The 12,052-nt window shown below is 69.1% G+C and carries 12 protein-coding genes; 4 read left to right on the forward strand and 8 right to left on the reverse strand.

What is annotated here, in order from left to right; translation table 11 throughout:
* Positions 1-22: 22 nt before the first annotated feature.
* Positions 23-916, reverse strand: coding sequence for a phosphoribosylaminoimidazolesuccinocarboxamide synthase (locus E6C64_RS12740; RefSeq protein WP_136427877.1), 894 nt, complete (start codon positions 914-916; stop codon positions 23-25).
* Positions 913-2,187 (reverse strand): phosphoribosylamine--glycine ligase, encoded by a 1,275-nt coding sequence (gene purD / locus E6C64_RS12745; RefSeq protein WP_136427878.1) that lies wholly within the window; start codon positions 2,185-2,187, stop codon positions 913-915. The genes E6C64_RS12740 and purD overlap by 4 nt, the downstream gene beginning before the upstream one ends.
* 53 nt (positions 2,188-2,240) lie before the next feature.
* On the opposite strand from purD, the gene E6C64_RS12750 reads away from it, so the two are divergent.
* Entirely contained in the window at positions 2,241-2,657 is a 417-nt protein-coding gene (locus E6C64_RS12750; RefSeq protein WP_136427879.1) for a sterol carrier family protein, read from the forward strand.
* Positions 2,654-3,034 carry a hypothetical protein gene (locus E6C64_RS12755; protein WP_136427880.1) on the forward strand — a complete coding sequence of 127 codons (381 nt, stop codon included), beginning with the start codon at positions 2,654-2,656 and terminating at the stop codon, positions 3,032-3,034. Before E6C64_RS12750 ends, E6C64_RS12755 begins: the two co-directional genes overlap by 4 nt.
* Positions 3,035-3,138: 104 nt before the next feature.
* Here E6C64_RS12755 and purF read toward each other — a convergent pair whose 3' ends face one another.
* Positions 3,139-4,596 carry an amidophosphoribosyltransferase gene (gene purF / locus E6C64_RS12760; RefSeq protein ID WP_136427881.1) on the reverse strand — a complete coding sequence of 486 codons (1,458 nt, stop codon included), beginning with the start codon at positions 4,594-4,596 and terminating at the stop codon, positions 3,139-3,141.
* Between the two features lie 113 nt (positions 4,597-4,709).
* On the opposite strand from purF, the gene purM reads away from it, so the two are divergent.
* Positions 4,710-5,804: a phosphoribosylformylglycinamidine cyclo-ligase gene (gene purM / locus E6C64_RS12765; RefSeq protein ID WP_136427882.1), complete on the forward strand. Its 1,095-nt coding sequence runs from the start codon at positions 4,710-4,712 to the stop codon at positions 5,802-5,804.
* 107 nt (positions 5,805-5,911) lie between these two features.
* Here purM and E6C64_RS12770 read toward each other — a convergent pair whose 3' ends face one another.
* Positions 5,912-6,115, reverse strand: a complete 204-nt coding sequence (locus E6C64_RS12770; RefSeq protein ID WP_136427883.1) for a DUF3073 domain-containing protein — start codon at positions 6,113-6,115, stop codon at positions 5,912-5,914.
* A 141-nt stretch (positions 6,116-6,256) separates the two neighbouring features.
* Here E6C64_RS12770 and E6C64_RS12775 point away from each other — a divergent pair, with 141 nt between their 5' ends.
* Complete coding sequence (locus E6C64_RS12775) at positions 6,257-7,483, forward strand: NAD(P)-binding domain-containing protein (protein ID WP_136427884.1); 1,227 nt, start codon at positions 6,257-6,259, stop codon at positions 7,481-7,483.
* A gap of 44 nt (positions 7,484-7,527) precedes the next feature.
* On the opposite strand, the gene E6C64_RS12780 is transcribed toward E6C64_RS12775, so the two are convergent.
* From E6C64_RS12780 to yczE, 4 genes are all read right to left on the reverse strand, one after another.
* Positions 7,528-9,666 (reverse strand): APC family permease, encoded by a 2,139-nt coding sequence (locus E6C64_RS12780; protein ID WP_233255613.1) that lies wholly within the window; start codon positions 9,664-9,666, stop codon positions 7,528-7,530.
* Positions 9,667-9,876: 210 nt separating this feature from the next.
* Positions 9,877-10,491, reverse strand: a complete 615-nt coding sequence (locus tag E6C64_RS12785; RefSeq protein WP_136427885.1) for a PadR family transcriptional regulator — start codon at positions 10,489-10,491, stop codon at positions 9,877-9,879.
* Complete coding sequence (locus E6C64_RS12790) at positions 10,488-11,288, reverse strand: DUF4097 family beta strand repeat-containing protein (RefSeq protein ID WP_136427886.1); 801 nt, start codon at positions 11,286-11,288, stop codon at positions 10,488-10,490. The genes E6C64_RS12785 and E6C64_RS12790 overlap by 4 nt, the downstream gene beginning before the upstream one ends.
* 124 nt (positions 11,289-11,412) lie before the next feature.
* Positions 11,413-12,045: a membrane protein YczE gene (gene yczE, locus E6C64_RS12795; protein ID WP_136427887.1), complete on the reverse strand. Its 633-nt coding sequence runs from the start codon at positions 12,043-12,045 to the stop codon at positions 11,413-11,415.
* Positions 12,046-12,052 lie beyond the last annotated feature (7 nt).

Genomic DNA, 12,052 nt, shown 5'->3' on the forward strand with positions numbered 1-12,052 from the left:
AGAACGGGGCAACTGAATCGGTTCAGGCCCCGGTGAGGCGGCCGATCAGCTCGCGATATCGGTCGGCGGTCCGCTCCACGATCTCGGGCGGCAGCGGAGGCGGGGTGCCCTGCCTGTCCCAGTGCGCGGCCAGCCAGTCGCGCACGATCTGCTTGTCGAAGCTCTGGTCGCGCACTCCTGCGGCCCAGAGATCGCCGTCCCAGTAGCGGGACGAATCGCTCGTCAGCACCTCGTCGGCGAGACGGAGGACGCCGTCGGCGTCGGTGCCGAACTCGAACTTCGTGTCCGCGAGGATCAGCCCGCGCTCCTCCGCTATGGCCGAGGCGGCCGTGAAGATGCGCAGCGAGAGCTCGCGGAGCTGAGCGGCAACGTCCTCCCCCACCAGCTCGACGACGCGCTCGTAGCTGATGTTCTCGTCGTGCTCGCCGAGCGGCGCCTTGTAGGCGGGAGTGAAGATCGGCTCGGGAAGGCGGTCGCCGTTGTTCAACCCGGCGGGCAGCGGGATGCCGCAGACGCTGCCATCGGCCTGATACTCGATCCACCCGCTGCCGGACAGGTACCCGCGCACCACGCACTCGATGGGGTGCATCTCGAGGGATCGGACGAGCATCGATCGTCCGGCGACTGCCTCGGGCACCGTCTGCACGTCGGTCAGGTGGTTCGGGAAGGGCAGGCGGTCGAACCACCACAGGCTCAGCGAGGTGAGCAGCGCGCCCTTGTCGGGGATGCCGGGTTCGAGGACGAAGTCGAACGCGCTGACCCGATCGCTCGCGACGACGAGCATGGTCCCGCTCGCATCGCCTGCATCGGCTGGGAGGTAGAGGTCGCGGACCTTGCCCGAGTAGACGTGCCTCCATCCGGCGAGCTCGAGCGGAGCCTGCTCGGTCGATCCGAGAGCGGACCCGTCCTCACTCATGACGCGACCCGTGCGGCGATGTCGGTGCGATGCTGGCCGCCCTCGAGGGTGATCCGATCGATCGCCTGGTAGACGCGGGAGCGGGCCTCCGCGAAGTCGTCGCCCTGCGCGACCACCGTCAGCACGCGTCCTCCTGTGGCGAGCAGCGCTCCCGAGTCGTCGCGTGCGGTCGCCGCGTGATCGATCCGGGTCTCAGGGACCTGGAGGGCGGCGTCGAGCCCAGCGAGCGGACGACCGGTGATCGGCGCACCGGGGTAGCCGGAGCTGGCCAGGACGACGCCCACGCATGCCCGATCATCGAACTCGGGCCAGCGCATGGCGTGCAGCCCGCCGGTGGCGGCGGCGAAGAGCAGGTCTCCGAGCGGAGTGACGAGCCGGGGGAGAACGACCTGGGTCTCGGGATCGCCGAAGCGCGCGTTGAACTCGATCACGCGGATGTCGGTGCCGTCGACGATCAGCCCGCAGTAGAGCAGTCCGATGAACGGAGTGCCCTCGTGCTCGAGTTGCCGGACCACCGGCAGCGCGACCTCGGTGAGCACGCGCTCGACGAATGCGTGCTCATCGCCGAACCGATCCACGAGCCAGCTCACCGGGGAGTACGCGCCCATGCCACCGGTGTTCGGGCCCTCGTCGCCGTCGAGGAGGCGCTTGTAGTCCTGCGCGGGGGACAGCGGCAGGACGTCGTGGCCGTCGGCCAGGAAGAACAGGGACACCTCATCCCCGGTGAGGAACTCCTCGATGAGGATCGGTCCGTCTTCGAGGTGCGAGACCGCGTGCTCGAGTGCGGCGGCGCGATCCTCGGTGACGAGGACGCCCTTCCCCGCAGCGAGCCCGTCGGCCTTGACGACGTGCGGCGCACCGAGCAGGTCGAGAGCCGACTCGACCTCGGCGAGTGTTCCTGCACGGACGGCGCGGCCGGTCGGCACGTTCGCCTCGGACATGATCCGCTTGGCGTAGGCCTTGCTGCCCTCGAGCTGGGCGGCGGCCCGGGCGGGCCCGAAGATCGGGATCCCGCGCTCGCGCACGGCGTCGGCGACGCCGGCGACGAGCGGAGCCTCGGGCCCGACCACGACGAGGTCGATGCCGTGCTCGAGTGCGTAGGAGGAGACGGCGTCGCCGTCGGAGATGTCACCGAGCTGCACCACCGTCGTCGCTGCGGCGATGCCCGCGTTGCCGGGGGAGACGTCGACGCGATGACCGGCTGGATCGGCGAGCAGGGCATCCGCGATGGCGTGTTCCCGCGCACCCGACCCGAGGACGAGGATGTGCACGGGTCCAGGGTATCGGCGCAGCCGGGCTCGGGCGGAGCGGGTAGTTTTGGGGGGTGGCTCGAGCGAGGATCAGCGCCGAGGTGGGTGTCCCGGCCTTCAGGGCGGCGCTCGCCGCTGTCTCTGTCGACTCAGGCGGCGTCGACGGCTCCGACCGGCCGGCCGCGGATCGGACCACGATGGCGACTGCCGTGCGCTACTCGCTGCAGCGGCTGGCCGAGCGCGCCGAGGGCAACACCGTCGAGGTGCGCGTTCCGCCGTACGGCGCGGTGCAGTGCATCCCCGGACCGAGGCATACCCGCGGCACTCCCCCGAACGTCGTCGAGATGGATCCGACCACCTGGATCGAGCTCGCCAGCGGCCGCCTCGCCTGGTCGCAGGCGATGGAGGCCGCGCGCGTGCACGCATCCGGGACGCGTGCGGACCTGTCCGCCGAACTGCCCATCCGCGATCTCGCGGGAGCGGGCTCATGACCGATCCGACATCCGCCGAGCCCGAGCCGGTCTCGAAGATCGAGGCGGCGGCGACGGCCGACACCACCGAGACGACCGAGACGACCGAGACGACCGAGCGGGGCACCGTCCGCGTCCGCCGCGCGCCCAAGCTCGGCAGCTTCCTCATCGCCGGGCTCGGCTTCGGCGTGATCCTCGCGCTGATCGCGACGTTCGCCTTCCCGTCGACTCCCGCCTTCGCGACGAGTCAGATCTTCGGCTTCCTGCTGCTGATCGGCGCCGTCGTCGGCGTCGCGCTGGGAGCCGTCGTGGCCCTTATCGTTGGTCGCGTGCTCGAAGGGCGCAGCCGCGAGGTCTCCGCCGAGCGCGCCAGCACTCCCCCGCCGTCCGAGTCCTGATCATGACCGAGCCGTCGAGCCGCGGCAGGTGAAGAACGCACGGGCACGTGAGGATTCGCGTGCCCGTGCGTTTTCGACGTGCCCGGCGGATCGCTCGGCGACGCTCAGGAGAGCTGGTTGGCCTCGACCCAGCGCAGGTACTCCTCGGTGACGGTGCCGGTCACGTAGTGGCCGTCGAAGCAGCTCTTCTCCAGATTCGTCACATCGGAGCCCTGCACGATCGCCGCCTGCATGTCGGCGACCTCCTGGTAGATCAGGTAGTCGGCGTCGAGCTCGCGCGCGATCTCGGGGATTTTGCGGTCGAAGGCCACGAGCTCGCGACGCGAGGGCATGTTGATCCCGTAGACGTGCGGGAACCGAACCGGGGGAGCCGCCGAGGTGAAGGTCACCTTGTTCGCTCCGGCCTGGCGCGCCATCTGCACGATCTCCTTCGACGTGGTTCCGCGCACGATCGAGTCGTCGACGATGAGGATGTTCTTGCCGCGGAACTCGCTGCCCATGGCGTTGAGCTTCTGACGCACCGACTTCTTGCGCTCCGCCTGACCCGGCATGATGAACGTCCGGCCGACGTAGCGGTTCTTGTAGAAGCCCTCGCGGTACTCGATGCCCAGCTTCTGGGCGACCTGCATCGCCGCGGGGCGAGACGAGTCGGGAATCGGCATGACCACGTCGATGTCGCCGCGGGGGGTGTACTCCGCGATGGTGTCGGCCAGCTTGTCGCCGAGGCGCAGACGGGCGTCGTAGACCGAGATGCCGTTCATGATCGAGTCGGGTCGGGCGAGGTAGACGTACTCGAAGGAGCACGGCACGAGCGAGGGGTTGGCCGCGCACTGGCGGGAGAGGAACTCGCCCTGCGTCGTGATGAAGACGGCCTCGCCGGGGGCGACGTCGCGGACGATCTCGTAGCCCTGCGACTCGAGCGCCACCGTCTCGGAGGCGACGATCCACTCGAAGCCGACGAAGCCCAGCGGGCGGCGGCCGATCACGAGGGGGCGGATGCCGTATGGATCGCGGAAGGCGAGCAGGCCATGGCCGGCGATGAGCGCGATCGCGGCGTAGGAGCCCTCGACGCGCTCGTGCACCCGTGAGACCGCCGTGAACAGCTGGTCGGGATCGAGGTCTCCCGGGCCGATCTGCGCCTGCAGCTCATTAGCCAGGATGTTGATGAGCAGCTCGGTGTCGGAGCTCGTGTTGAGGTGCCGGCGGTCGATCCGATAGAGCTCGTCCGTCAGCTCACGCGTGTTGGTGAGGTTGCCGTTGTGCACGAGGACGATGCCGTACGGCGCGTTCACGTAGAACGGCTGCGACTCCTCCTCATTCGCCGCGGAGCCCTTGGTGGCGTACCGGACGTGGCCGAGCCCCATCTTTCCGGGCAGCGCGCGCATGTCGCGGGTGCGATAGGCCTCGCGGACCTGACCGGCCTTCTTCTGCATGTAGAGGCGGTTGCCCTCGGTCGTCGCGATTCCGGTGGAATCCTGACCGCGGTGCTGAAGGAGGAGGAGGCTGTCGTAGACGAGCTGGTTGACCGGCTCGGATGACACGACGCCGACGATGCCGCACATGAGGGCAGGGAGCTCCAGACCATAGAGTTGGGGGCTGACACCCCAGTCTGCCACGCCGCGCAGGGGGCGATGCATGCGCCCGGGGTCACACCGGTGAGGACGACGCAGAGGCCATGAGCGACAGATACGCAGAAGCGGGCGTCGACACACGGGCCGGCGATCTGGCCGTCGAGCTGATGAAGTCGGCGGTCTCCCGCACCCACGGCCCCGAGGTGCTCGGCGGAGTGGGCGGCTTCGCGGGGCTCTTCGACGTCTCGGCGCTCAAAGACTTCCGGGCGCCGCTGCTCGCGACCTCGACCGACGGCGTCGGCACCAAGGTCGCGATCGCGCAGGCCCTCGACAAGCACGACACCATCGGCCAGGACCTCGTCGGCATGGTGGTCGACGACATCGTCGTGGTCGGAGCACGTCCGCTCTTCATGACCGACTACATCGCCTGCGGCCGGGTGGTGCCGCAGCGGATCGCCGACATCGTCGCCGGCATCGCCCGCGCGTGCGCCGAGACGGGCACGGCGCTCGTCGGCGGCGAGACGGCGGAGCATCCCGGGCTGCTCGGGCCCGACGACTACGACGTCGCGGGTGCCGCGGTGGGGGTCGTCGAAGCGGATTCCGTGCTCGGCCCGCAGCGCGTGCAGGACGGCGATGCGGTGCTGGCGATCGCCTCCAGCGGGCTGCACAGCAACGGCTTCTCCCTGGTGCGGCACATCCTGGCCGGTGCAGGCATCGGCTACCAGGACAGCATCGCCGAGCTCGGCGGCCCCGTCGGCGAGGCGCTGCTCGAGCCGACGCGGCTCTACACGACTCCGCTGCTGTCGGTGCTCGGATCGATCCCGAACGCGGTGCACGCGCTCAGCCATGTCACGGGCGGCGGCATCGCCGCCAATCTGGCCCGTGTGCTGCCGATCGGGTCGTGGGTCGAGGTAGACCGCTCCAGCTGGTCTCCTGCCCCGGTGTTCCGAGTGCTTGCGGAGCTGGGGTCCACCGCGCTCGAGGAGACCGAGGGGACCTGGAACCTCGGCATCGGCATGATCGCCGTCGTCGCGAGTGATGCCGCCGCGCCCGTTCTCGCGGCGCTCGCCGCCGATGGGCTGGCTGCCTGGCAGGTCGGCACGGTGTCCACGGCCGATCGGGAGCTCACCGGCTTCGAGCAGGGCGCCAAGGGCGTCGACGGCGGAGCCGTCCGCCTCGTGGGCGCCTACGCGCGCTGACCCGGACGGGCTTCGACGCGAGCGCTTCGCGCTCGGCTCAGCCACCGAGTCGAGCGCCCGGTGGTCGAGAGGCGACGAAGGTGCGCGTCGAGGTCGTCGATCCAGCCCTACCGCGTCGCGGAGTGCTCCTGGGGTTCGTCGCTCTCGTCGGCGGCGTACTCCGCCCACTTCTCGTGGTCGTAGTCGCCCTCGCCACCGTGCTCATGCCCGGTCAGCTCGCGCTCGAGTGCGCCATAGTTCGTGTCCGGGCTGAAGTACTTCAGCTCCCGGGCGACCTTGGTGTGCTTCGCTTTTTGACGGCCGCGCCCCATATGCGTGACCCCCTCACCATTCTTCGCCGCTGCCATGGGTGGGCGGGCGGTATCAACAGGGACTGCTAAATCTCCGCGTAACTTTAGCACGCGGGTGATGGGGCACCATGGACGTAGGCTCATGGCGGGAGGGGGAGGCCAATGCGTCAGGATTCAGCGTCGGTCGTCATCATCGGTGCAGGTCAGGCCGGACTCTCCGTGGCCTATTACCTGCAGAGACTGGGCCTTCGGGCGGGCACCGACTTCGCGATCCTCGATCGCGGTCCGAGCACCGGCGGAGCGTGGCAGAGCCGCTGGGAGTCGCTCCGACTCGGCTCGGCACACCGTGTCCACGATCTCCCAGGAATGAAATCCGTCGGGATCAGCTTCGAGACCGCCGACCGCAGCCTTCCCGCCCGCGACGTCGTGCGCAGCTACTACGAGGAGTACGAGGAGTTCTACGACCTCCGCGTGCGCCGCCCCGAGCACGTCAACGCGGTCTTCGATCGCGACTCCGATCTCATGGTCCGCACGCAGAGCGCCGAGATCGCCACCCACGCCGTGGTGAACGCCACGGGAACATGGGGCGCGCCCTTCGTTCCGTACTACCCGGGCGTCCGCGAGTTCTCCGGCCTCCAGGTCCATACCTCCACCTACCGCAGCGCAGAGGACTTCCGCGGCAAGCGGGTGCTCGTGGTCGGAGGAGGCACCTCCGCCATCGGCTTCCTGCTCGAGCTGGAAGGCGTGGCCGCGCACACCGTGTGGGCGACGCGTCGGCCCGTCGACTTCCTCGACCACGGCTCGCTCGATCTCGAGGACGCCGTCAATGCCGTCGCGCAGCAGGACGCGGCGTCTCGTCAGGGTCACGCGCTGCCGTCGATCGTCAGCGGCACCGGGGTTCCCCTGACCCGCCGCGTCGCCTCGGGAGTTCACCGAGGAGTGCTCGTCGCTCGTCCGATGTTCTCGCGACTCGAGCCCGACGCCGTCGTCTGGCCTGACGGCACGAGCCAGCCGATCGACGCGATCGTCTGGGCCACCGGCTTCCGCCCCGACATCCGCCACCTCAGCCCCCTCCGGCTCCACGAGAAGGAGGGCGGGGTCATCGTCTCGACCGGGGCCGCCGAACGCGATCCGCGCATATTCTTCGCGGGCTATGGACCGACGGCGAGCACGATCGGCGCCAATCGCTCCGGCCGGATCATCGCCCGCCAGGTGTTCTCCACACTTGGCGACCGCGCAGCTCCAACGACGCAGCCCACTCTCGCGCGCCGCAGCTTCGTTGCGGTCACGGAGGGCATCCCGGTGCCTCAGGCCGTCACACAGGCCGTGATGGCCGGTGGCGGCGCGGAGGACGACGTGTCGATCCTCGCCCGCTTCTTCGACGACTGATCCGCCCGCTGCCCACATCCCTGCGGATGTCGGGATGCGCCGAGTCAGCGGTGGCTCTTGGCCTTCACCTTGCTGGTCTTCGCGCGCTCGACGTCGGGGTCCTTCGGGCGGGCGGCGTTCGCGCGAGCGCCCGCGCTGGCGACCGCCTCGTCGTTGGCCGGCTTGAGCGGCTTGCGCGGCATCGGCCGCACGGGCTCGCCGCGCCGCTCCTGACCGGGGATGGGACGTGAGCGCCGCCCGTAGACGACGTCGGACGAGTCGAGCAGCCACGGCACAAGGGCGACGGTGACCCCGTGCTGCATGAGCAGCTTCTGGCGGATGCGCCACGCCTTGTGGTTGTGCAGCAGCGACTCCCACCAGTGGCCGACGATGTAGATCGGCAGGTAGACGGTGACGACCTCGCCGCCGTTCGCCTCCTGATGCTTCTTGATGTACTTCACGAGCGGATAGCCGATCTCGCGGTACGGGGAGCGCAGAACGCAGAGCGGCACGCGGATGTTCATCTCGCGCCACGCGCGCTCGAGCTTGTCGGTCGCCTCGTCGTCGATGGAGATGTGCACGGCCTCGAGGCTGTCGTGCCGCGCGGCGATGGCGTAGTCGAGCGCCTTGAGCGCCGGCTTCTGCATCTTGCCGATCAGGACGACCGCGTGGTCGCCGCGGGAGCCGAAGGTCGTGTGCGGATCGACCTCGACCTCCTTCTCGACGTCCCGGTAGTACCTGTTCACGCCGAGCATCAGCGTGAACAGGATCGGCATGATCAGGAAGACGAGCCACGCGCCGTGGGTGAACTTGGTGATGGTCACCACGATGAGCACGATCGCGGTGAACGAGGCGCCGAGGGCGTTGATGCTCAGCGAGCGCCAGATCCTGCCGGTCTGCGCCTTCGGCTTCTTCAGCTCGCGCAGCCAGTGCCGCACCATGCCGGTCTGGCCGAGGGTGAATGAGACGAAGACGCCGATGATGTAGAGCTGGATCAGGTTGGTGACGCTGGCTCGATAGACGACCAGGATCACGACGGCGCAGGCGCCGAGGATGAGCACACCGTTCGAGAAGATGAGGCGGTCGCCGCGGGTGTTGAGGGCCTTCGGGGCGTACCCGTCGCGGGCGAGCACCGAGCCGAGCAGCGGGAAGCCGTTGAACGCGGTGTTGGCCGCCAGCAGCAGCACGGCCGCCGTCGCCGCCTGGAGGATGAAGAACGGGATGGAGCCGGCGCCGAAGACCGATGAGGCGATCTGAGCGATGAGGCTGCGCTGCGGCTGGTTCTGGCAGTCGTCGAAGCCGACCAGATTGCAGGCGTTCTCGGCGTAGTGCACGTTGGCGATCAGGGCCAGCGTGGTGAGTCCGGCGAAGAGCACGATGGCGATGCCGCCCATCAACACCAGGGTGCGCTGAGCGTTCTGGATCTTCGGTCGGCGGAAGGCGGGCACGCCGTTCGAGATCGCCTCCACGCCGGTCAGCGCGGAGCAGCCGCTGGAGAAGGCGCGCAGCAGCAGCAGGATGAAGGCCGCCTGGCTGAGCTGCTCGCCCTTGACCTCGAAGGCCGCGGATTCGGCCACCGGCGGATCGCCGAGCGAGGTGCGCACGAGGCCGATGACGATCATCACGAAGACGCTGGTGATGAAGAGGTACGTCGGGATGGCGAAGGCCTTGCTCGACTCCGCGACCCCGCGCAGGTTCACGGCTGCCAGCAGCACCACGAAGAACACGGCGAGCTCGATGCGGAGCCCTGCGAGCTCGGGAACGGCGGAGATGATGTTGTCCACCCCGCTCGCGACCGAGACGGCGACGGTCATGACGTAGTCGACCAGCAGAGCTGAGCCGACGATCAGCCCGGCCTTCTCGCCGAGGTTCTTGCTGGCGACCTCGTAGTCGCCGCCGCCTGACGGATACGCCTTGATGAGCTGGCGGTACGAGGCGACCACGACGAGGAGCAGGAGCACGACGGCCGCTGCCACCCACGGCGCGAAGCTGAGGAAGGCGAGCCCGCCGAGCAGCAGGATCATCAGCAGCTCCTGCGGTGCGTACGCCACGGAGGAGAGGGGGTCGCTCGCGAAGATCGGGAGCGCCAGGCTCTTCGGAAGGAGCTGTCCCTCGAGCTTGTCGCTCGAGAGCTTCTCGCCGATCAGCCAGCGCTTGATGGTGCTGGTGCCGTCGGGCTGGTCGACCTCGGGGGTCTGAGTCACGAGGGGAGACACTACTCTCGCGCCGATCACTGTCAAATAGCGCGTTCACCCCCAGTTGCCGGGGATCTCCCTGGATGGGAGAACCGCGAGGCGACGCGGATCAAATCGGTTTGGGCGCGCCGCTCCGCGATGCGCCGACGATGTATCGGCTGTCCGGCTGCGATCCGTCCGTGCTCCCCATGCGGGGGCGCGGACGGATCGGCATCCGGATCAGGAGCGCATGCTCTCCGCGACCGCCTGGCGGACCCGGGCGAGCTCGCTCTTCAGCAGAGCCACGGTGGCTGCCTCGAGCCGCCCGTCGCCCATGCGGATGCGCAGATCGGCCCGCAGCTCGTTGCGGAACTCGGTGAGCGCGGCCTCCGCCAGCTGAAGCTGCATCCGGCTGTCGGCTCGCGGGTTGTCGGCGAACGACGCCGACGTCGTCGGACCCTCATCGCGCGCGGAGCGGGCCGCCGCCGCCAGATCGGCGCGGAGCGACTTCATCGCATGGTCGACCGAGCTGCGCACCTCTGCGGCCAGTCGCCGCACGGAGTCGTCCACGCCGTTCTCGATGACCTCGACCTCGGGTCGACGGGCCTCGACCTCGGCGCGTCCGAGGTCGGTGATCGAGTAGATGGTCTTCCTGCCGTCCGAGCGGCGCTCCACGAGCCCTTCTTCCTCGAGCTTCGAAAGGCGGGGATAGATGGTGCCGGCGCTCGGCACGTAGGTGCCGCCGAACCGGTCGCTGAGCGCCTGGATCAGCTCGTAGCCGTGCCGCGGCTGCTCGGCGAGCAGGTGCAGCAGGTAGAGACGGAGGTCGCCGTGCGCGAATACGGCGGGGCTCATGCGTGCACCGCGTGGATGACGGAGACGTTGCCGGACACCGTGTTGGCCTTGAAGTCGAGCCACGCGCCGTCGAGCGCCCCGAAGCTGCCGCTGTAGGACCCACGGACGCCCGTGATGCGGGATCCGTCGACCACGAGCTCGCCGGTGGCCGTGTTGATCCGGTAGTGCGAGGCCACCTCGGGCTCGACCCGCACGGTGACGTTGCCGTTGACGGTGTTGATGTTCATCTCGTCGGGGGCGCCCGACGCGTCGATGAAGACGCTGCCGCTCACACCGTCGCTGCTCAGCCGACGGATGGCGCCGGCCGCCGTGAGGTCGCCGTTCACGGTGTGCGCGGTGAGGGTGCCCGCCAGTCCGCGGATCGACAGCTCACCGCTCACCGAGTTGAGCTGGACCGGCCCGGTGTGGCCGTCGACGACGACATCGCCGTTGACCGTGCTGAGGTTGGCGTCTCCGGTTAGTCCGGAGACGAGTGCCGACGCGCTCACCACGCCGAGCTTCACGTCGACGTCGCGCGGCACCATGATGCTGACGTCCGCCCGTGCACTGCCGCGGAACGCGGTGAACACGTCGAGGAAGTTGTCCCAGCGCAGCTGGGGGTGATCGATCTCGAGGGTGTCGCCGTCGATCGAGATCTTCAGCTCGCGTCCGCTGACCGAGTGCACCTCGATCCGTGCCCCTGGCTCGTCGTGACCGACGATGTCGACCGATCCGCGCACCATCGCCACCTTGAGATGGCGGACGAGACCGACATCGATGACCTTCTCGCCTGAGACGAGCCATTTCTCCAGAGCCACGAGGGCCTCCACTCACGTTATATCGCGTTGTGCGAGTCACGTTATATCGCGAGTGACGATCAGTCAAGCTATATCGCGTCTCGCCCTGCTGCTGAGTGCGCCGGATCTCGAGTGCGGCGGTCGATCAGGCCGCTGCGGGCTCGACCGTCGGGGTCGGCCTGCGCCCCGAGCGTGACGCGAGCAGCGGGATCGTCAGCTGGCAGAGCGGGCCGGCCAACAGTGCGAACGCCACGGTGCCGAGGCCGACGTTGCCGCCCAGCAGCCACCCCGCGGCGAGGACGACGAGCTCCACGACCGTCCGGCCCACCCAGATCGGCCAGCCGAGCCGCGAATGCAGACCGGTCATCAGCCCGTCGCGAGGCCCGGCGCCCAGGGCTGCGCCGACATAGATGCCGGTGGCGATGGCGAGCAGGAGCAGCCCTGCGGCGAACAGCAGGATGCGGGCGAGCAATCCATCGGGCGTGGGGACCAGCCAGATCGTGAGCTGCTGGAACGTGCCGACCAGCAGCACGTTGAGGAGGGTGCCGATGCCGGGCCGCTGACGCAGCGGGATCCAGATCAGCAGGACGAGCAGCCCGATGATGTTCGTGACCAGCCCGAAGAGCAGACCGGAGCGCAGGGAGACCCCCTGGGCCAGCACATCCCAGGGCCCGATGCCGAGCGCTGCCTGCACCATGAGCGCGTCCGCGAACCCGTAGAGGGCGAGGCCCACCAGAAGGCGTCCATAGCGGGACGCGCGCTTGTCATTGCTCCACACATGAGCC

This window comes from Naasia lichenicola, from assembly GCF_004801885.1.
GTDB classification, from domain to species: Bacteria; Actinomycetota; Actinomycetes; order Actinomycetales; family Microbacteriaceae; genus Naasia; species Naasia lichenicola.

Coding starts and splice junctions, on each gene's coding strand:
- E6C64_RS12740 (WP_136427877.1), bottom strand. CDS start 916: ATGAGTGAGGACGGGTCCGCTCTCGGATCGACCGAGCAGGCTCCGCTC.
- E6C64_RS12755 (WP_136427880.1), top strand. CDS start 2,654: ATGACCGATCCGACATCCGCCGAGCCCGAGCCGGTCTCGAAGATCGAG.
- purF (WP_136427881.1), bottom strand. CDS start 4,596: ATGTGCGGCATCGTCGGCGTCGTGTCATCCGAGCCGGTCAACCAGCTC.
- purM (WP_136427882.1), top strand. CDS start 4,710: ATGAGCGACAGATACGCAGAAGCGGGCGTCGACACACGGGCCGGCGAT.
- E6C64_RS12770 (WP_136427883.1), bottom strand. CDS start 6,115: ATGGGGCGCGGCCGTCAAAAAGCGAAGCACACCAAGGTCGCCCGGGAG.
- E6C64_RS12775 (WP_136427884.1), top strand. CDS start 6,257: ATGCGTCAGGATTCAGCGTCGGTCGTCATCATCGGTGCAGGTCAGGCC.
- E6C64_RS12785 (WP_136427885.1), bottom strand. CDS start 10,491: ATGAGCCCCGCCGTATTCGCGCACGGCGACCTCCGTCTCTACCTGCTG.